The 19041-nt window shown below is 46.7% G+C and carries 23 protein-coding genes and 4 pseudogenes; 15 read left to right on the forward strand and 12 right to left on the reverse strand.

Translation table 11 applies throughout. The annotated features are described in order from the left end of the window. Positions 1–148: 148 nt before the first annotated feature. Positions 149–2018, reverse strand: a pseudogene (locus RS881_RS62315) (ulvan lysase-like protein). Between the two features lie 74 nt (positions 2019–2092). Beyond that, on the reverse strand, positions 2093–3133 hold the full coding sequence (locus tag RS881_RS28480; protein WP_315824218.1) for a LacI family DNA-binding transcriptional regulator: 1041 nt from the start codon (positions 3131–3133) through the stop codon (positions 2093–2095). Positions 3134–3235: 102 nt separating this feature from the next. Here RS881_RS28480 and RS881_RS28485 point away from each other — a divergent pair, with 102 nt between their 5' ends. Both RS881_RS28485 and RS881_RS28490 read left to right on the forward strand, forming a co-directional pair. Then, entirely contained in the window at positions 3236–3568 is a 333-nt protein-coding gene (locus tag RS881_RS28485; protein WP_315824219.1) for a class IV adenylate cyclase, read from the forward strand. 8 nt (positions 3569–3576) lie between these two features. Then, entirely contained in the window at positions 3577–3756 is a 180-nt protein-coding gene (locus tag RS881_RS28490; RefSeq protein WP_315824220.1) for a hypothetical protein, read from the forward strand. A gap of 55 nt (positions 3757–3811) precedes the next feature. Here the strand turns inward: RS881_RS28490 and RS881_RS28495 are convergent, their stop codons facing one another. Beyond that, positions 3812–4879, reverse strand: coding sequence for a sensor histidine kinase (locus RS881_RS28495; protein WP_315824221.1), 1068 nt, complete (start codon positions 4877–4879; stop codon positions 3812–3814). A gap of 176 nt (positions 4880–5055) precedes the next feature. On the opposite strand from RS881_RS28495, the gene RS881_RS28500 reads away from it, so the two are divergent. Genes RS881_RS28500 through RS881_RS28510 form a run of 3 tightly spaced genes read left to right on the forward strand, consistent with a single transcriptional unit; the run spans position 5056 to position 6190 of the window. Then, the gene (locus RS881_RS28500; protein WP_315824222.1) at positions 5056–5370 is read left to right on the forward strand and encodes a hypothetical protein; all 315 of its coding nucleotides are present in this window, start codon (positions 5056–5058) and stop codon (positions 5368–5370) included. After that, the gene (locus RS881_RS28505) at positions 5355–5894 is read left to right on the forward strand and encodes a DNA alkylation repair protein (protein ID WP_315824223.1); all 540 of its coding nucleotides are present in this window, start codon (positions 5355–5357) and stop codon (positions 5892–5894) included. Before RS881_RS28500 ends, RS881_RS28505 begins: the two co-directional genes overlap by 16 nt. Continuing rightward, on the forward strand, positions 5891–6190 hold the full coding sequence (locus RS881_RS28510; protein WP_315824224.1) for a hypothetical protein: 300 nt from the start codon (positions 5891–5893) through the stop codon (positions 6188–6190). Before RS881_RS28505 ends, RS881_RS28510 begins: the two co-directional genes overlap by 4 nt. 371 nt (positions 6191–6561) lie before the next feature. Here RS881_RS28510 and RS881_RS28515 read toward each other — a convergent pair whose 3' ends face one another. The 5 genes and pseudogenes from RS881_RS28515 to RS881_RS28535 form a co-directional block, all read right to left on the reverse strand. After that, entirely contained in the window at positions 6562–7071 is a 510-nt protein-coding gene (locus RS881_RS28515; protein ID WP_315824225.1) for a hypothetical protein, read from the reverse strand. A 303-nt stretch (positions 7072–7374) separates the two neighbouring features. Beyond that, on the reverse strand, positions 7375–7506 hold the full coding sequence (locus tag RS881_RS28520; protein ID WP_315824226.1) for a hypothetical protein: 132 nt from the start codon (positions 7504–7506) through the stop codon (positions 7375–7377). Positions 7507–7508: 2 nt separating this feature from the next. After that, positions 7509–7691, reverse strand: a complete 183-nt coding sequence (locus RS881_RS60075) for a toprim domain-containing protein (RefSeq protein ID WP_350340257.1) — start codon at positions 7689–7691, stop codon at positions 7509–7511. A gap of 114 nt (positions 7692–7805) precedes the next feature. Continuing rightward, positions 7806–8083: pseudogene (locus RS881_RS60080) on the reverse strand (DNA primase); the annotation flags it as partial. 116 nt (positions 8084–8199) lie between these two features. Further along, positions 8200–8451, reverse strand: a complete 252-nt coding sequence (locus RS881_RS28535; RefSeq protein WP_315824643.1) for a CHC2 zinc finger domain-containing protein — start codon at positions 8449–8451, stop codon at positions 8200–8202. Between the two features lie 639 nt (positions 8452–9090). On the opposite strand from RS881_RS28535, the gene RS881_RS28540 reads away from it, so the two are divergent. From RS881_RS28540 to RS881_RS28575, 8 genes and pseudogenes are all read left to right on the forward strand, one after another. Next, positions 9091–9462 carry a hypothetical protein gene (locus RS881_RS28540; RefSeq protein WP_315824229.1) on the forward strand — a complete coding sequence of 124 codons (372 nt, stop codon included), beginning with the start codon at positions 9091–9093 and terminating at the stop codon, positions 9460–9462. Positions 9463–9704: 242 nt separating this feature from the next. Beyond that, positions 9705–10357: pseudogene (locus RS881_RS28545) on the forward strand (GTP-binding protein). Next, a complete protein-coding gene (locus tag RS881_RS28550; protein WP_315824230.1) occupies positions 10354–10821 on the forward strand; it encodes an EF-Tu/IF-2/RF-3 family GTPase in 468 nt (155 codons plus the stop codon). The pseudogene RS881_RS28545 and the gene RS881_RS28550 overlap by 4 nt, the downstream one beginning before the upstream one ends. A 2-nt stretch (positions 10822–10823) precedes the next feature. Then, complete coding sequence (locus RS881_RS60085; RefSeq protein WP_350340186.1) at positions 10824–11291, forward strand: hypothetical protein; 468 nt, start codon at positions 10824–10826, stop codon at positions 11289–11291. After that, positions 11240–11800 carry a translation factor GTPase family protein gene (locus RS881_RS28560; protein ID WP_350340258.1) on the forward strand — a complete coding sequence of 187 codons (561 nt, stop codon included), beginning with the start codon at positions 11240–11242 and terminating at the stop codon, positions 11798–11800. Before RS881_RS60085 ends, RS881_RS28560 begins: the two co-directional genes overlap by 52 nt. 1699 nt (positions 11801–13499) lie before the next feature. Then, a pseudogene (locus RS881_RS62320) lies at positions 13500–15046 on the forward strand (TonB-dependent receptor). Further along, positions 15013–15273 (forward strand): hypothetical protein, encoded by a 261-nt coding sequence (locus tag RS881_RS28570; RefSeq protein ID WP_315824232.1) that lies wholly within the window; start codon positions 15013–15015, stop codon positions 15271–15273. Before RS881_RS62320 ends, RS881_RS28570 begins: the two are co-directional and overlap by 34 nt. After that, entirely contained in the window at positions 15243–15539 is a 297-nt protein-coding gene (locus tag RS881_RS28575; RefSeq protein WP_315824233.1) for an outer membrane beta-barrel protein, read from the forward strand. The genes RS881_RS28570 and RS881_RS28575 overlap by 31 nt, the downstream gene beginning before the upstream one ends. Positions 15540–15658: 119 nt before the next feature. Here RS881_RS28575 and RS881_RS28580 read toward each other — a convergent pair whose 3' ends face one another. The 3 genes from RS881_RS28580 to RS881_RS28590 all read right to left on the reverse strand — a co-directional run bounded on the left by RS881_RS28580 (position 15659) and on the right by RS881_RS28590 (position 16927). Beyond that, entirely contained in the window at positions 15659–15841 is a 183-nt protein-coding gene (locus RS881_RS28580; RefSeq protein WP_315824234.1) for a hypothetical protein, read from the reverse strand. A gap of 298 nt (positions 15842–16139) precedes the next feature. After that, on the reverse strand, positions 16140–16532 hold the full coding sequence (locus tag RS881_RS28585) for a retropepsin-like aspartic protease family protein (RefSeq protein WP_315824235.1): 393 nt from the start codon (positions 16530–16532) through the stop codon (positions 16140–16142). 20 nt (positions 16533–16552) lie between these two features. Continuing rightward, positions 16553–16927: a hypothetical protein gene (locus tag RS881_RS28590; RefSeq protein ID WP_315824236.1), complete on the reverse strand. Its 375-nt coding sequence runs from the start codon at positions 16925–16927 to the stop codon at positions 16553–16555. 551 nt (positions 16928–17478) lie between these two features. Here RS881_RS28590 and RS881_RS28595 point away from each other — a divergent pair. Both RS881_RS28595 and RS881_RS28600 read left to right on the forward strand, forming a co-directional pair. Further along, positions 17479–17616 (forward strand): hypothetical protein, encoded by a 138-nt coding sequence (locus tag RS881_RS28595; RefSeq protein WP_315824237.1) that lies wholly within the window; start codon positions 17479–17481, stop codon positions 17614–17616. Next, positions 17613–17825, forward strand: a complete 213-nt coding sequence (locus RS881_RS28600) for a hypothetical protein (RefSeq protein ID WP_315824238.1) — start codon at positions 17613–17615, stop codon at positions 17823–17825. The genes RS881_RS28595 and RS881_RS28600 overlap by 4 nt, the downstream gene beginning before the upstream one ends. A gap of 40 nt (positions 17826–17865) precedes the next feature. Here RS881_RS28600 and RS881_RS28605 read toward each other — a convergent pair whose 3' ends face one another. Continuing rightward, on the reverse strand, positions 17866–18543 hold the full coding sequence (locus tag RS881_RS28605; RefSeq protein ID WP_315824239.1) for a helix-turn-helix domain-containing protein: 678 nt from the start codon (positions 18541–18543) through the stop codon (positions 17866–17868). Between the last annotated feature and the right edge of the window lie 498 nt (positions 18544–19041).

A 19041-nucleotide genomic window follows, 5' to 3' on the forward strand; every position in this document is an offset into this window, starting at 1 on the left:
CATTCTTTATCAGCGGTTTGTTAAAATTACTACCCTCCTACCTGCTATACAACACCACAATCTCACTACGCTTTCCTTCAATACGACTCAATTAACTGATCCCCTTTTCTTTTCTTCCCGACTTCCGGACTTCCTGTCTTCCGGACTTTCAATCCACCCATATCCTATACCGCACCTCCTGCGTAAATCCTTTCCCTGGCGGCACTATTTCAAATTCAATCGGATATGCCTTCACAGCAGGGTAGGGCATCCGGTAATTAGCCGCATTCCGCCCCATATAAAGCCTGGCATTCCCGGCCTTGATACCCACATGCACCGCTTGACTTTGAACACGCATCAGTACATGCGTACTATCTACTTGCGTGAATACACTCCCTTCTACCTCTACAAACGGCTCCGTGATCGTCACTACCGGAAATGCATCGTGATACGTGAGGCGAACCGTTTTATCAATATAATTATCTCCAAAAACATACGTGAGTTGATAAGCTACCCCACCATTGATCCAATCCTTGTTTTTAATTCACCTGTTGCTGTTACCTGGAAAACTCCCTTCTTCAGCACCTTTATACTAAGCCGGCTATCAAATTCATAGAGATTAGTGAAATAGCCCGTAGAATCACGATAAGCTATTTGGGGCGTCAAACATTGCACACCCGGTGCTTCAGGGAAACTCATCGGCTCGGGACGTGAATAAGCTGTAACACTCGATACCTGTAAAGCCCCAAATCCCTTTAACCACAAATAAGATTGCGTACCTCCATTGGGCCGGTGCATGTATTTACTACGCGCCCCTGCTGCTTGGTCTTTGTACCGGTAACCCGTAATCGTGGCCATGAATTGCTGCGTCCTCACCTGTACCAGGTCCAATGAAGGGAAATAATTGATCCAGCCAATTGAATCTGCCGGTAGCTTGGCCATTGTATGTTTGCCTTGCTTATCCAGCTCGTATGCCAGGGCCAGGTTCTTGGCTTTTGTAAAAGTAGGGTAGATGCAAGGAGCAACTGTCAAGGCCCGGTAATGATGCGGACCATAACCGATCAACCCTTCCGGCAATATATTTTTACGGATGAACTGCAGGTTGCGGTACGAGGCCGCCCCATAGCGGGCATCGTCATTGGCATACAGCGCAAACAGCGCCTGGCACCCGTCCGAAGTAGCTCCGCCATACAAGGTCCACTTATTCGATCGGATGCCCCATGAATTATCCAACGAACCATCGGGGTATATAAAGTACAAATGCCCTTTCAACGATTTCCTGACATGGCTATCTACCAGCGTGTCCCCCGTTAACCGGGCATACAAACCCAGTCCCCATAAACTCATTTCCATTTCATACCCCAGGTCTATCCCCAACTTATTGCCAATACCCCGGCCGCCTTCCCCATTGATGAACCCATATTCATCCATCTTCGAGATCGTTCTGTGCGCCAGTTCCCGCGCCCTTTGTAAATGCTGTTGATTTTTGTAAAGGCGTAAGCCTTGGCCAGTGTAGCCGTGGTCGTGGCTACATAGTTGATGCTGGCAAATTCCGGCTTCATTACTGCATATAAGTAGCCCGCAGCCTTGCTAATCGACTCCTGCCAGGCTTTCTCTTCTGTTGCCGTAAAATGAGTGTGAATGATATCATACGCCAGCATCAGCATCAACAATTGGTCCGTAGTGGTCCCCGTCCATTCTTCGGGCGTTTCCTTCCAACTGCCATTGACTTCCTGTTGCCTGATAAGCCAGGCAGCGGCATTTTTTGCTGCTTGTAAATAACGGGCTTCTCCTGTGATGCCGTAAGCCACCGAAAAGGGATAGACTGATTCCCCTGCCCGCGTATGCCATACATTGCAGGCCTTACAGGCAATGGCCCCACAAGTAGGCGCCTGCTCCTCCTTTACCTGCCGTTCCAGCAACGTTTCCGTCAACTGCAGCAGCGTAGTACCATACGCTTTTTTCAGGTCCAATACCTGTGCGCCAGCAATAGAATACCATAGCAGCATGACTACTATGACAAGCTTCGTTCCGTGCATAAATAGCCGGTTTTGTCAATAAAGCCCGAATTACGGGCACGTGCACGAATATAGCAAAAAAAAATAGCCCGTGATCAGTTTCTGTAAAATTTATAGTTGGCCCTGGTAATAATATCAATAGGCATCAGGTAATTTTCTTCTACAGGCGAGGAATACACCAATCGTTGAAATAAAGTCATCACACCACGGAATCCTTGCTCCTGCGGTTTCTCACAAATGAGAAAATCGATCAACCCTTTTTCAAGATAACTTACATTGTCATCCAGGAAATCATAACCAATTAACAAAATATCCTGCCGGTCATTCACTTCCAGCCATTTAGCCACCAACGATACCCTTGAATTGGTAACATAGATGGCGCCGATCTCCTTTTCCTTCTTCAGTAGTTTCGATAACCTGGCCGAAACCGTTTCATAATCCGTATCCGTTGAATTAAAAGGCACCAACAATCCTGCCGAAAGATGATCATTAAAATACTTGCGGAATCCCTCTTCCTTGCGCAGGATGGCGAAATTGTTCTCAATCTCCCGCGCAATATTGGCAATCATTACCTTTTGTCCCTTGTCAATACAGTAATCTACCAACTGCGCCGATAGATAACCACTGTGAAACAATTCCGGACCGATATAGGATAGCCGGTTATAACCCAATACATCCGAATTGATCAACACACACGGAATATTTTCCTTGCTACAATAAGTCAGCAACTGTTTCGATTCCTCTTCAAACGTTGGCGACACCAGCAGCCCGTCGGGTTTGTTCTTCATGATACGTTTGGCTTGCTGTGCAAAGGATGACTTTACATTCTGATCAAAGAAATACCGTTCAATCTGTACCCGGTATTGTTTGACCTCCGATTCAGCTTTGTTTACCCCTTCCAGCGGCGCTTTCCAGTATTCCGTTTCTTCCGAAATCTCGGGCAGCAATACAGCCAGCCGCAATGTACCCCTCGAAGCCAGCGCCAGCCGCTGTGCCAGCACATTGGGTTGATAGTTCAGCTCCTGGATGATCTTATTGATGCGGTCTTTCGTTTTAGCCGAAACTCCTGTTCGGTTATGGATCACCCGGTCCACTGTGGCCGTAGAAACCTTTGCCAGCCGGGCAATTTCCTTCACGCCTGCATTCGTAATGTCCTTTTCTTTTTCATTGTAACCTTGGTAGAATAAGTACCAAATATAAAAAATGCAGCATAAATTGCTCCCATATACTTTTATCCGATGCCATTTATTAATATTGAGATCAAAGCCCGTACTGAAAAAACCGATCAAATAAGACAATACCTATTGAATAGGGGAGCAGCGTTCAATGGAACCGATTTTCAAACCGATACCTACTTTAACGTACCCAATGGCCGCCTGAAATTGCGCGAAGGCAATATTGAAAATAACCTCATCTGGTACCAGCGCACCAACCAGGCCTGTCCAAAGCAATCCGATTTCCTCCTCACTCCCGTATCCGATGCGGCTGTTTTGAAACAAACATTAACCAATGCGCTGGGTATTAAAGTAACCGTAGTAAAAAACGCGAGATCTATTTTATTGGCAACGTGAAGTTTCATTTGGACCAACTCGATACACTAGGCTCCTTTGTGGAAGTAGAAGCCAGCAACAAAACCGAAGACCTGCCAGTTGAGAAGTTGCAGGAACAATGCCAATATTACCGCAAAGCATTTGAAATAAAAGACCAGGACCTGCTACAATACTCCTATAGCGATATGCTGTTAAATAGCGGGCAATAAATAGCCCATGCTCTTACTGCTAACCATTGCCGGTTCACGACTGCCAACCCTCGATTCACGTCCCTAATGGCACCAACACCACAAACCGCTCCGGCGTGACCTCTATACTTATTTCTGGAAGATTCAGTAAACGGAACTTGTTGTTGATGTTCGACAGGCCCACACCATTCGACATCACCTGGTTCTCCTTTTTCTGTATCCTATTTTCAACTACCAATAGCGCCGGAGGCCGGTATCCGATCATGACTTCCAATGGCTGTTTCCGCGAAACAATATTGTGCTTCACCGCATTTTCTACCAGCAATTGTAACGTCAGCGATGGTATAAGGCAGCTATGATATTGTTTGTCTACATCGATCGAAAGCCTGAAACCGTCTCCATGCCTTGTTTTCAGCAGGTGCCCATAGGAGAGTATGAACTGTAGTTCGACAGCCAGCGTAACCATTTCCTGGTTATTACTTTGTAATAGATATCGGTATACCTTGCTTAATTCATCTGTGAATTGCTCCGCTTGTTTGGGATCTTCACTGATGAGCGAACTAAGCGCATTTAAACTATTAAATAGGAAATGAGGATTGATCTGATTCTTGAGCAGATCGAACTTGGCCTGCCATTCCGAACGGATCAGTGCTTCTTTTTCTGCAAAAGTTTGCCGCCATTGTTTCCACAGATAGCCTCCTTCATAAATATTCAAGGTTACCGTGGCATAAAAGATCAGTACGCCCAAGCTTGATGTATAATCAATCAGGTGTGGCCAGCGCCAGGGAAAACTGCCCAAAATACTATGTATGAAGTTACGTAAGATATAACCCATATGCGACAGCACAATAATGGCCAGGATCAGGAAAATTAACCGTTGCCGTATACGTTCCAGGCCCGGTAGTTTATGCTGGAGAAACAGCGCTGTTAACCTGGCCAGTTCCCACCCAATATACCCACTCCCCAGCGCCACACATACCAGGATCGGCAACTTGGCGCGCGGCGTATCCAGGTACAATTGCAGCCGGAAGAAGAGCGCCCCTACCATAAACAAAATAAGCGGCCCCAGCAACCTAAGCCGCCGGTCGGTAGAAGAATAAAGGGTGAGCGCAATAGGACCATCAGGAAAAAGTACTGCCTTCAAAAATACTGGATTATCCGTATATCCCTGTGCCCCCAGTTATGGCTGATGAAGCCCCTGTATGAAATGTGGAAAAGGATGTATGAACTGTATAGAAGCCCGATGGGTTTACACCAGCCACCAACATTGGCATATTGGAAAAAAAGGGATAACTTAAACAGCTAAGAAACAAAAATGCCATGACTACCAGCTCCAAAGCAAGAAAGCCTGCCGGCAAAAAGGCCGCACCTAAAAAAGCAACTACAAAACGCCCGTCTAAAACCAAACCACTGCCAGTTAAGAAAGCTGCTGGCGCCCTGCCAGGCAAAGCCGGTAACCTCACTGCCCAAAGCTTCATAGAAGCCATGCAACTATTGGTCTCTGAGGCCGAGCTGAAAAAGATACAGCGTTACTTTAAATCCGGCGAAGGCCAATATGGCGAAGGCGATGAATTCATGGGCGTACGCATGGGGAAGTATTTACCCTGGCCAAAGCCTATATGCAGATGCCCCTGAAGGAGGTGGAAAAGCTACTCGAAAGCAATATACATGAGATCAGGGCAGGAGCCGTGAGCATCATGGATTTCCAGGCCAGGGATAAAAACACCCGAAACCAGAAAAAAGAACTCTTTGAGCTCTACATCCGTCGGCACGACAGGGTCAATAATTGGGACCTGGTGGACCGGAGCGCCCAGTTTGTTGTAGGTGCATGGCTTTTTGACAAATCACGTACCCTTCTCTACAAGCTCGCCAAATCAAAAAATATATGGGAGCGCAGAACTGCTATTGTCAGTACCGCCTACTTTCTTAGACAAGGAGAAACCGGGGATACTTTTAAAATAGCTGAATTATTACTCAAGGACGAACACGATCTGATCCATAAAGCAGCTGGCGGATGGATTCGCCAGGCCGGCCGACAGGACCAGCACACTTTACTGGCCTTTCTGGATAAACATGCAGCCTCCATGCCCCGTACCATGTTGCGCTACGCCATTGAACATCTCAGTCCCGGTCAAAAGAAAAACTACATGAACAAATGAAATATCTAATCTTATCCCTCCTGATGATTGCGGCCTCCTATGCAGACGCTCAAAAAAAGCCGGAGGCGCAACAAAGGGTAAACCTGCCATTGGATTTTACCCAGCCACCCAAAAACATTTTAACCTCATCGACAGCCTGCGATTCAAAGACACAGAAGGCCTGGAAGCCAAAACGAAAGACTTATTCAAACCATTGCCAGGTACCGCGCCGGAATTTAACCATCAGCGATGTAACAGATAATGACCTGCTATTCATCGCCAAATCGGCAGACAGCAAATTCAGCCTCGTGTCATAAGATACACGCAGGGGAGGTACCATGATCATGTTTGCTACCATGGCTATTTATATTTTTAGAATAGAAAATAGCCAACTGGCTAACCCTTAAACCTCGGAGCCTAAGATTGCCGACTGCCGGCCAAACCTGACACAGGGAACTGTCATCCAAATTGATTAGCCTTAGCCAGAAGGTTGCCAATAGTAAGTAATCAAAGTTACGCAGGGGGAGGAGTTGGCTCGCCAGGCCGCGCGGAGCGATCGGGCCTGGCTTGATTTTTGGTTCTTTTGCATCAAGGCAAAAGAACAGAAATGCCGCCCAGCCAGGTAAGGCACTTGTACCCCGGATGCATAATTTGTCCCACTCCGCGGGAAGATCGCACTGCCGATTCCCTACTTCAATATCACCGTTCCATTTTGTTTGATCATATCCTGCTCCAGTTGTTTCAGGTGCACATGCGTTTGCAACAACACCAGCAGCTCTTCTGAACTATGCGGGCGTTGCATATCCCGCTGGTTTTCCTCCATCAGCCGGCGGATTTTACGGATCTTAAGATAGGTCACCGCAGAGGTTACGTCGTTTCGGTAAGTATCTTCCGTAGTGGGCATTTTACCATCAAAATGCTCACTCCATTTAGGACTTAATTCATATGCAAATTCCGTGACCGTTACTACCATAGCACCCAAGGTCTGGTCTTCATGATACAGAAAGTTTTTCGGCCCGGGTTCAAGCCCCTCATCATACCACACTTTGTACATTTCCATTACTCGTACCAACTCCTTATTGTCGATCATATTCTGCTCGATCGACTCCTCAAAAATATAATCCGCCACCCGCCGGTTCTCATCCCAGGGCTTTAGTCCAAACTCAAGCAGGCAACGTACCATGCCCCGCTCATTCATTTCGTCTTTGTTAAACAGCGAGCCGGCATCTTCCTCGGGGATAAAGGGTGGGGACCTTCATCATAAAACTGACCATCCTCCGGCTGTTGAAAGGATTTACCGCCTTCCTGCTTCTGTACCTTATCCCGGATGAATTTGTTCACCAGGTTATTTAAACCCACTTCTTCAATACGCAACAGGTCCGCACAGCGCCTGATATAATCCTGCTGCTTCGTAAAATCTTCTGCCTTATTAAGTTTGGCAATCGTCTCTGCAATCTGGTTTACCAGCGCCGCTTTTTATTGGTATCATCCCCTGCATCTTTCAGCAGTATCTCCACCTGAAACAGGATGAAATCTTTTTATTCGCCTTGATGAAGTCCTGGAATTGCGCAGCCCCGATCTTGTTCACATAACTGTCCGGATCTTCTTTATCCGGTATCAGTACCAGTTTCACATTCAGCCCTTCTTCCAGGGCCAGGTCAAGCCCCGCAGCGCGGCTTTTACACCCGCCGCATCACCATCATAGATGATCGTCAGGTTCTTGGTATATTTCTTGACCAGGCGCAACTGATCGGGCGTCAGTGAGGTACCACCCGAGGCCACTACATTTTCAATTCCCGCCTGGTGAAGTGATACCACATCCGTATAACCTTCTACCAGCAAACATTCATCCTGCTTATCAATCGTATGCCGGGCAAAATAAGAGCCATAAAGGATCTTACTTTTATGGTAGATCTCATTTTCCGGCGTATTAATGTATTTGGGAGCCTTTTCTGCTTTACCAATTACCCGGGCGCCAAATCCCAGAACCTTACCACTCTGGTTATGAATGGGGAAAATGATCCGTCCCCGATAATTGTCATACAGCCGGTCATCCCGCACCACGATCAGACCACTTTTTGCAGGTATTCCTGGTTGTACTGCGCGGCAATCGCTGCTTTGGCAAAGGCATCCCGTTCCTGCGTGCAATAGCCGATCTGGAATTTCCGGATAATGTCCTCCCGGAACCCCCGTTCTTTCAGGTAACTCATGGCGATATCTTCGCCTTCTTCTGATTCAAATAATTTTTCAGAGAAATATTGCTGCGCAAATTGATTAATGATATACAAACTGTCCGCAACCTGGTACTGCTGCCGTAGTTCCGGACTTACTTCCGTTTCCTCGATGTCAACATTGTATTTGTTGGCCAGCCAGCGCAGGGCCTCCACATACGAATACTTTTTTCATGTTCCATCAGAAAACTGATGGAATTACCGCTTTTACCGCAGCCAAAACACTTGTAGATCTCCTTGGATGGAGATACCGAAAACGAAGGCGATTTCTCGTTATGAAAAGGACAAAGCCCGATATAGTTCGTTCCCCGCTTTTTCAATTTTACAAAACTGCCCACTACTTCCACTACGTCTACACGACTCTGGATCTGCTGTATCGTTTGCTGTGTTATCAACTGATTTACAAATATTTATTTGAGAAACCCCAAAAATACGCAATTATCGAGAGAGAATCCAGAATGCTGAGCCAGCATACAGAATTAAGCACCTGCACCAGCTACTCCTTGCCGGATATTTCGTATATTTAAAAAAGGGCAATATATATATGTGGTACCGCCTTTTTTTCAATTCTTCTGTTTCGATCAAACCAGCCATGGGACTGTGTTTGCCAATCAGAAACAATATAAACCAGCATTGGGCCTGCATTTGACCCCCGAAGTCTTACTATTGCTTTACTGTTCCTTTACTGTTCCTTTACTGCTCACCTGGACTTAACCAGGGAGAACCCAGGGCTTAGCCAGGGACTACTATGGCAATGACAAGCCGTATACCACAGGGTGTTCAGGGAATGATATGGAAAAAGCCGGGGGCTGTGGCGCACGCTCCAATCAGCGTTATCCCCAATAATCATAAAATTGGTGGTTAATTTTAATCCTTTTCCCCCTGCCCTTTGCCCAAATCTTCCTAAATTAGGAATCAGAACACATAAGCAATCAGTCCATCGCGTTCCAACTAGTTCTTTATTTCTTCACCTAAATTTTTCTCCCATGGTTACTACAGATGTAGCACAGCTCTCACGAGAATGCAATGCCTGGAGGGAGACATTGCGTTCCTGGCGCGACGAATTCGGCCAGCTTAAACAAAGGCTCATTGATGTTGCCGCACGGCAAACAACCAAAGAAGACCTCCTTGAAGTAGACCACCTGGACAACCAGCTCCACATCCAGCTTATCAACATCCACGACCTCAAGCACGCCATTAAATCCCACACCCGGAAGATCGACGCGGAAACTGCCAAAGGCCAGATCAATGATGATACCACCGCCAGCCATGAAAACCTCCTTGACGAGTACCAACATCTTGAACACACCTTAACTGAAGTTAAACAGGAATTTAAAGACTTCGTTGACCGAACGTGACCATTGCCCGCACAGGGCCAACCATTCCAGGCAGTAGCGGCATTGATCAATGACCCGTACGTTATTGCTTATACGTTGTGGCTTCCGCCATCACGTAACCTATTACTATCCCTATAATTCACGCCTTATCAATACTACTAACATTAAAAACCTTTTGCTATGCCAGAGTTTGATACTTCACACGTAAAAATATAGTCTTGCTGGGCCATGCCGGCTCCGGTAAGACAACATTGGCGGAATGTATGCTCTTTGAAGCAGGCCTTATTAACCGCCGCGGCTCCGTCCAGGAGCGCAATACCGTTTCCGATTACCATGAGCTGGAAAAGGAACGCGGCAACACCATCTTTTCTACCTTACTCCATACCAAGTGGCGGGGATACAAGATCAATATCATTGATACACCCGGTTATGACGACTTTGCAGGAGAAGTGGTATCCGCCTCCGTGTGGCCGATACAGGCGTTATGCTCCTCAATGCCGTAATGGGGGTCGAAGTAGGCACCGATATCATATGGGATTATACCGATCAGTTCAAAACTCCCATGATCTTTGCCGTTAATAAATTGGATGATGACAATGCCGATTTCGACAATACCGTAAAAGAAGCCAAAAACCATTTTGGCAATAAAGTAGTCGTGGTCCAATACCCACAACAACAGGGTGCCGGCTTTCATGCCATCATTGATGTGTTGCGCATGACCATGTATAAGTTCCATGATGCCGGCGGTAAGCCCGAAAAAATGGCTATTCCTGACGAAGAAAAAGAAAGAGCCGATACCCTGCATCGTGAATTGGTAGAAGCCATAGCAGGCAATGATGAGGCCCTGATGGAAAAATATTTCGACAAAGGCGAACTCGAAGAAGATGAAATGAAAGAGGGCCTTAAAAAGCCATGATCAACCATGACCTATTCCCCTTATTCTGCTTATCCGCCGAACGCAATATGGGCAGCGGACGCTTAATGGGATTCATAGATAATGTATGTCCCAGCGCCAATGAAATGCGTCCCGCCAAATTAGTAGCCTCACAACAATTACTGCCTTGTGATGCTGCAGGGCCCGCCTGCCTCTTCGTCTATAAAACAGTTTCAGAACCCCATGTAGGAGAACTGTCTTTCTTTAAAGTGTATTCAGGCACCCTGAAAAGCGGAATGGAACTGGTGAATGAAACAACTGGTGTCTCCGAAAAACTCAACCAGTTGTTTGTCGTAGAAGGCAACAAACGCATCAATGTGACCGAACTCGTGGCAGGTGATATTGGTGCTACCCTCAAACTAAAAATACACATGTCAATAATACCCTCCACGAAAAAGGGAAAAACCTCGAACTGGAACCCATTGTCTTCCCGCAAGCCAATATGAGCATGGCCATTGAATCAGTACGAAAAGGAGAGGAGGAGAAACTTTCCGTGGCCCTCCACCAGTTACCCGAAGAAGATCCCACCATCCGCGTGGAATTTTCCCAGGAATTGAAGCAAACCATTATCCATTGCCTGGGCGAATTACACCTTACCGTCATACGTTGGCGCATTGAGCACCTCCATGGCGTAGAAGTAAAATTCTCCAGGCCCCGCATCCCTTATCGGGAAACCATCCGCCGTATGGCCGAATCCAATTACCGCCATAAAAACAATCCGGTGGCAATGGCCAGTTTGGTGAAGTATTTATGCGCATCGAACCCTGGTACGAAGGCATGGCCGATCCCAAAGGCCTCAATGTTCGCGGGCGCGAAGAACATGCCCTCGATTGGGGCGGTAAGCTGGTATATTATAATTGCATTGTGGGCGGCGCCATCGACACCCGCTTCCTCCCTTCCATCCTCAAAGGCGTGATGGAAAAAATGCACGAAGGCCCTCAAACAGGTTCCTTTGTTCGCGATGTACGCGTATCCGTCTATGATGGTAAAATGCACCCCGTTGATTCCAATGATATTTCATTTAAGATTGCCGGACTCATGGCCTTTAAACAGGCTTTTGCACAGGCCGATCCTCAAATACTGGAACCCATCTATCATGTAGAAGTACTTTGTCCCGACGAACTTACCGGCGCCGTTATAGGCGATCTCCAAACCCGGCGCGCTATTGTAGAAGGGATGGATTCAGAAGGTCATTTTACCAGGATTCTGGCCAAAGTACCCCTGGCCGAAATGCATGATTATTCCTCCTCCCTGCGGTCCATTACCCAGGGTAGGGCCAAGTTCAACATGCAGTTTGAAGATTATGCAGCCGTACCCGGTGAAATACAGAAAAACTACAGGACGATTACCATAAAATGGCGAAAGAAGAAGTCTAAACCAGTGATCCAATCATTCAGGGCTGTTAAAAACGGCGACTCTTGCTGAATGAATGTGCTTACCCGTGTATAAATGCAGGTTATTTGCCAGCCCGGCAAGTGATCTGCATTTTGTTTTACCCCCAAAGTCGGGCATCCCGCAAGAGTGCGGACCTCGCCTTTTGTCTGCCTTCCAATCGAAGACTGTCCACCTCTTCAGGCCCCATACAGCTTACTATTTTAGATTGAAACCTGATTGCCCGTTGCAGAAATATCATTAACCCCCGCCGCACTGCACCCCGCCGGGTTACGTAAATTAGCGCTAAGAGCAGGATTGTTATCCAGACCAGAAAACTGGCTTGCTACCTAAACACAGGAACCCATTGGCAATGAATCAAATACTGCCAATACCATTTCTTTCTACCCCCACTACTCCAGGTGAATTCCGCCACTTCCTGAATACCCTTATAGAGACCTTTTCGAGACCTTATCGAGACTTTATCGAGACCCTTATCCGTACACCATCCGCACACTAGCCATATACCATCTATACACTGGCCATATTCCATCCGCTCTACATAGGATTGCCACCTTCCTTTCAGGGTACCTAGCAAGAGCGACATTCAATTTTCCACCCCTCCAAAAACGCCCAGTTTGTTTTGCTCAGGTCCCATTCCTGGACCGTTCTCCTCACTAACCACACACGTGCTCCACTTTCGAAGCAAACGTATTCACGATTGCCGATTGCCGCTCATTCAAAGCAAAAGATTACTCTTGCCAACGAGTGGACCGACTGCCGATTCAATGTCGTCTAGTTAGCAAGACTTTTGGGGCGGGAACAAAGGTGGGTCGCTCTGCCGCCTGGCAGATGAAGCACTGCAGAGCGGCTCACCTTAAAGGAGCCAGGTAAAACTAAACACTATTGACTGCCGATTGCCACTCATTCAAAGCAAAAGATGGCTGATTCAACGTCGTCTAGCTAAGCTTGTCGCTGCTTTAAGGTGAGTCACGCTGCCGTCCGGCTAATGCAGCGCTGCAGAGTGGCCCACCTTTGTAACTGGCAAAAGTTTTCTTAACTAAACACATTGACTGCCTACTGCCGTCCCTTCAAATTAAAAGATGGCCGCCCCGTCCAAACTGTTAAAACAATCCCAAAGTTCTCTGCTCTGCAAGGATGCCAATGATTCAGCGTCTAATCTGTATCTCAAAGAGAGTCAATCTATTAATGACGATAATTTTTACCTGGTGATGAGAAAAATAGGAAGCTTATGTGCATTTATTTGTTTGGCCATCAATGTATTTGCGCAAGATAGGAACCGCACCGGTGGCGAACACCTCGAAGCGCCACATGGTCGTTTGTATGGCAGGATTGTAGATCCAAAAACAACAAGGGCGTGGAAGCTGCTTCCGTTCGCCTGTACTTCATCCTCAAAGGCGCCGACGGCCTATCCAAAGACAGCCTGGCCGGCGGGATGCTCTCACAGCCCAATGGCGACTTTAACATAGAAAACCTTCCCTTGACTGCCAATTACCGCCTCAATATCACCATCATTGGCTATAAAGAATTTAACCAGCCTGTGGCCTTTCGCAAAGGCGGGGCCGCCGCTACCGGGCAAGACCTGGGTAATATCAAATTGGAACAGGATGCCAATACCCTCGATGTGGTTACTGTAACCGGGCAAAAGCCTGCCCTGCAGATGGGGATCGACCGTAAATTCTTTGATGTCGATAAAAGCCTCACCGCTGCCGGTGGTACTGCCATCGATGTCATGAAAAATATTCCTTCTGTTAGTGTCGATGTAGATGGCAATGTAACCCTGCGCAACAGCAGCCCCCAGATCTTTGTGGATGGCCGGCCTACCATTTTGACCCTGGATCAGATACCTGCCGATAATATTGAGCGCGTAGAACTCATTACCAACCCCTCCGCCAAATTCGATGCCGCCAGTACAGGTGGTGTGATCAATGTGATCCTGAAAAAGAACAAAAAACTGGGCTTGAATGGACTGGCTTCCATAGGGGCCGGTTATCCAGATATCCTCAATGGCAACCTTACCCTCAACCTGCGCCAGAATAAATTCAATTTCTTTGCCAGCGGCAACTACAACCAATCCGGTGGTATCGCCAAAAGCAAATCATTCCGCCAAAACAGGAAAGCAGGTATTGCAACCGATTATTTCAACCAGCAATCCGAAGCCGACCGCTTTCGCAAGTTTGGTTCCGTACGTTTCGGTGTTGATTACTTCATGGACAACCGCAATACCTTCACCCTTTCCCAGAACTTCGTAAGCGGCAATGACCGCAATGATGAAACACAGGATCAACGATACACCAACCTCAATAATGAACTTACCCAATATGGCGACCGCATTGCCAACAGCAAAGGCAATTTCAACAGAAGCAATACCCAACTCTTGTACAAACACAAGTTTGCCGAAGCGGGTAAAGAACTGAGCGCCGATATCAGCTACAATACTGGCGGTGGCTCTAACAGTTCACTCATTACCAATCACTATTTTAAGCCCGATGGCAGCCCTGCGGCCAATACCAATATCGTTCGTAATGTTGGCCATGACGACAATGACCAGGTAACCATGCAGGTCGATTTTACCGATCCAATGGGGAGCATACCAAATTTGAAACCGGTATTCGTTCCTACCTCAACAACTACCGCAGCCAGTTCAATGCTTTTGCCCTGGCCAATGGTACCGAAACAAAACTGGCATTGAGCAACAATTACAAGTACCGCGAAATGGTCAATGCAGCCTATGCCACCTACAGCAGCAAACTGGGTAATATCAGCTACCAGTTAGGTCTACGGGCCGAATATTCAAAGTTCGACGGCGAGCTCATCGACAGCGCAAAGAAGTTTGGCTATACCTACCCCGAAAAGCTCAATAACCTGTTCGACGCCTTGTTCCCGAGCCTCTTTATCACCAAAGCCTTGAGCGAAAGCGAAGATATCCAGGTCAATTATACCCGCCGCATCCGCCGGCCCAATTTCTGGCAGATGAATCCTTTTGTCGATATCAATGACCCCCTCAACCTTCGCCAGGGTAACCCTTCCCTCAAACCAGCGTTTACCAACTCCTTTGAGTTCAATTACAATAAAACCTACAGTTCCGGTAGCTTCCTCGGTGTTGTTTATTACCGCCATACCGAAGGAGAGATCACCCAGTTCAGCGATACCATCACCGCAAAACAGTATGAGCAACTCAACAATGCTGCTGTTGATCCCAATGCCATTCTAAGCACCTTCATCAATGCCAATACCGAAAATGTATGGGGCAGCGAGCTGACCCTGCAGCAAAAATAGGCAAGAATTTCGACTTTACGCCTACCGTGAGCATGCAGTATACCAAGGTAAATGCCAAGCTCGATAAGATCGATCTTAGCAATGATGGATTCAACTGGGAAGCTAAACTGATTGCTAACTACCGCATAGCAAGCAAATCAAAACTGTTCGACAAACTAAGCTTTCAAACCATTGGAGAATATGAATCCCCGAAGTATTGCCACAGGGTAAGCGAAAGGACCAATTGAGCGTGGATGCAGCCCTGCGCAAGGATTTTCTGAAAGGTAATAAGGGCACCTTTACATTTAGTGTAAATGATGTATTCAATTCACGCCGTTGGGGAACTATTTATGATACCGACAACTTTTACCAGGATTCTTACCGCCGCCGCAATGTGCGCAGCTTCCGGATAACCTTTACCTATAAGTTCGGTAAATCCGACTTCAACCTCTTCAAACGCAATAATCGCAATGAAGGTGGTGGTATGGAAGAAGGCGGCGGCGACCGAGGATAACCAATAGATCAGCTGATCATAAGGCTTGAAAATACAAATGGTGGATCGCTTTCAAAGGCGACCCACCATTTTATTGGCTGTTTCAGCTCGCAGCTCGAGGCTCGTAACTCACAGCTTGCTTATCTCACAAAATCCACATACATATACTTGAAATTGATCACCAGCTCACTGAATTGCGACATCACATCTTGCCCCAGGTTGCCGTAATAAAATCGATCCTTGCTGTTAGAACTGGTGGTTTTCACACCCAGGTTGGGCAGGGTAAGCGACTGGCCGCCTACGGCAAATACCGTAGCAGGCACACGCCAGGCTTTGGAGATTGCGTAACCGCCGGCACCCCCTGTTGCATATCATACAGTTTACCTGTGGCTTCAATCGTCGGTTTATATTGCTCGTAAAAAGGCTGGTTGAGGTCAGTTGTTTGAGCCCCTGTGTCGAACGTAAAAGCCAATGAATCCTTATTCACGTTCACCTGTACAACCGGTGTCAGTTCATCAATCCCAAAATTGTGGATCGATTTGTTGACCGCTTCTTGCGGTACTTCAATAAACCCGGCTTTGTTAATACGTACCTCCTGCAGTTGCTCAATAACCGGGAATCCTATAATCCCCTGATCCTATAGGCGCCGCCGGCAAATGACAATACACTGTCCGGGAAAACGATGAACACTACATTTTCTACTTCCACATCACCCATCTTCAGTAATTTGGCCACACCAAGTTTGGCATTGACATCAATACCCGTGATAGCCCGCACCTTGAATACGACATTGCGTACATCCAGCCCGGCCTTGATCGCATAACTTTCTGTGATCACCGATAAATTGGCGCCTGTGTCAAATACAAAGTCAAAAGTACTATCCTTGAACTCCACCGGTACATTGATCAGTCCTGCCATATCCCGTTTATAGAAGACCCGGCTGTCTTTCCGGATGCGTGTGCGCTGGGCGGGCACTTTTTCCAATCCCTTCCAGATCACGTCCGAATTAACCACATCCGTTCGTTCTTCCTCACTCAGCGTATGCCCGTATTTAGACAGTAATAAGGCGCTGGTGGCATGGGCTTGTTGATATTCATAGCGCTTTGCATGATTATCGATCTTCTTGCCCAGTAACCTGCCCAGTTCCTTATCGGAGAATTGACCACCGTACTTTTGAATAACTCTTCGATATCCTTGTTAGAGGCGGCTCCCTCATGAAAAAAATTATTGACGAAGGCCTGAAAATACAAGCGCCGGTGTTCCGGTAGTTGGTCTTTGGGGGCCGAAGAAAGCACTTTACGAAGTTCGAAATATTGCCGTCGTTGAAGCAGGCTGTCCAGCCGTGGGGTAGTTTCCGCATGCAGCGCATACGTCACAAAAAAGACTACAATAACAATGAATACTCTCATATATAAAGGTTGAACAGAATGCAAAGTAGTAACAAGCCTGCCAGAAATATTAGTTAATGATCTGTGAAATGATCCAAATCCGTCATGAACCGTATTCCATTACCTTGCTCATCCTCTTTAAACACCCAATGCCACAGATCGTTCAATCTAAACGGTTTGAATCGTGAACCCCTGTCTTTGCGCAAGCAGGCAGTCCGGTTTCGTGTGCTGGCGTACTTGTGCCAAAGCAAGAACGTGAAGGTTGCCAATGGTAAGTAATCAAAGTTACACAAGGGAGGAGCTGGCTCGCCAGGCCGCCCGGAGGATCGGGCCTGGCTTGATCTTTTGGTTCTTTTGCATCAAGGCAAAAGAACAGAAAAGTCGCCCCTGGCGCAAGCAGGCAGCCCAGCCCGGTATGCTGGCATACTTGTGCCTTTACTGGTTGCCGACTTATGTTTGTGGATTTCTCTATACAATTATGCCCCCTCAATTGACATTGTCATGCGCCCTTGTTGCCCCTTCCTTGAAGGCGGGGGAGGCATAGCTTTTGAACATACGCTACTAAAACCGCCATGAACAACACCGGGCAAATGACCACCTTATTACAAGTATTGGAAAAATTAAGACTGGAAAAGAAGGACAATGAGTTCCGTTGGACCCCGAAGGCTTTACCGCAGGGCGGGGTAAGAACTACCAGCCCCAAGACTTGAAGATCATCAGAACCTTTCGTTTTGAAGGAGAATCCAATCCCGATGATTCATCCATTTTATATGTGATCGAAGCCAATGATGGATTGATAGGTTATAGCCTGGATTCCTATGGGGCTATCAGCAGCCATGATAATGAACTGGGGTATGATAATTTCCTGCGAATGATTCCCGTGGAGAACCGCGATGACCAACTGATCTTTGAACTGTAAGTTGTTTCACTCGTTGCCTCCTTGCCTTTTTACCGCGCAGCTATATAAAGATTCGCCTGCCCGAAAAACTTTCTCTGAACTCCCGGGGCGTACAGCCTTTCTTTTTCCTGAAAATACGGTTGAAGTTGGAGATATTATTGAATCCGCAATGGTAAGCGATCTCTGCTACCGATTGCGTCGTGTCGATCAACATACGAGAAGCATGACCCAGCCTTATTTCAGTTAAACTATCTATAAACGTATTGCCTGTACGTTGTTTGAAGAACCGGCTGAAAGCTACTTCCGACATATTGGCCAGCTTGGCCACTTCACCCAGACCTATTGCCTTGTCAAAATTCTGGTTCATATATTCAAACGTCTTTTCTATCCGCCGGCTATTATAACTATAGGGCTCTGTTGTATTGAACGACGAGTCCGATAACGTACGCATATTGCGTGAGGTAGAAAGGTCATGTAAGATCGACATAAGCTCCAATACAGAATCAAAACCATTTTTGCGGTTCAGATCAATCAGGCGGGGCGCTACCTGTTGAGCGGTTTCCTTAGAAAATAAGATCCCCCGTACCGATTTCTCAAATAACGTACGGATAAAATTCAACTGGTTCCGGCGAAGGAACTTTTCATCAAACAGGTCCTTATGAAATTGTATCGTGATCTCCCGGATCTCTTTTCCTTTACACTTATGCGTAAACCAGGCATGCTGCAGGTTGGGCCCCACCAGTACCAGCTCAATATCGTCAATCTCCTCAATATGATCCCCAATAACCCGCTGTGCATTTTTGCATGCTGTATGAAATTCAACTCAAACTCCTCATGATAATGCAGCGGAAAATCAAAGACCGCTTTTATCCGTGAAAACAAAGTAAAGCAATCGCTTTGCGTAAGGGGAGTGATCTCCCGGAGGATATCATTCTTGGCCGCTTTGGTCATAAATAAGGAGATAAATACTGAAATGCTATCAAAATTATATAAAGAATTGTAAATAAAGTATCAGTGCTTCACTTTGTTTGTTGAATTGACATAATTGGCTGTGGTAGCCAGTTATATGAGAGTATTAGATTTTGTGAGTAACCAGTCAATGCTAAAAAACACCTGAATTGGCTAAAATAGTATTTGTAATGTATAATTGACAGGAATATTTTTGGGTCAAACATTCCTGCTATATGAGAAATAAAGTATTTCCCCGGATACTGCTGGTTATCCTATTATGCATATC

It is taken from the genome of Paraflavitalea speifideaquila (assembly GCF_032395985.1).
In the GTDB taxonomy this organism is placed as follows: Bacteria; Bacteroidota; Bacteroidia; order Chitinophagales; family Chitinophagaceae; genus Paraflavitalea; species Paraflavitalea speifideaquila.

Bases quoted from the DNA above. Each gene is read 5' to 3' on its own strand.
- RS881_RS28485 (WP_315824219.1), top strand. From the start codon at position 3,236: ATGCCATTTATTAATATTGAGATCAAAGCCCGTACTGAAAAAACCGAT.
- RS881_RS28500 (WP_315824222.1), top strand. From the start codon at position 5,056: ATGACTACCAGCTCCAAAGCAAGAAAGCCTGCCGGCAAAAAGGCCGCA.
- RS881_RS28505 (WP_315824223.1), top strand. From the start codon at position 5,355: ATGCAGATGCCCCTGAAGGAGGTGGAAAAGCTACTCGAAAGCAATATA.
- RS881_RS28510 (WP_315824224.1), top strand. From the start codon at position 5,891: ATGAAATATCTAATCTTATCCCTCCTGATGATTGCGGCCTCCTATGCA.
- RS881_RS28515 (WP_315824225.1), bottom strand. From the start codon at position 7,071: ATGAATGAGCGGGGCATGGTACGTTGCCTGCTTGAGTTTGGACTAAAG.
- RS881_RS28540 (WP_315824229.1), top strand. From the start codon at position 9,091: ATGGTTACTACAGATGTAGCACAGCTCTCACGAGAATGCAATGCCTGG.
- RS881_RS28550 (WP_315824230.1), top strand. From the start codon at position 10,354: ATGATCAACCATGACCTATTCCCCTTATTCTGCTTATCCGCCGAACGC.
- RS881_RS60085 (WP_350340186.1), top strand. From the start codon at position 10,824: ATGGCCATTGAATCAGTACGAAAAGGAGAGGAGGAGAAACTTTCCGTG.
- RS881_RS28570 (WP_315824232.1), top strand. From the start codon at position 15,013: ATGGGGCAGCGAGCTGACCCTGCAGCAAAAATAGGCAAGAATTTCGAC.
- RS881_RS28590 (WP_315824236.1), bottom strand. From the start codon at position 16,927: ATGAGAGTATTCATTGTTATTGTAGTCTTTTTTGTGACGTATGCGCTG.
- RS881_RS28595 (WP_315824237.1), top strand. From the start codon at position 17,479: ATGAACAACACCGGGCAAATGACCACCTTATTACAAGTATTGGAAAAA.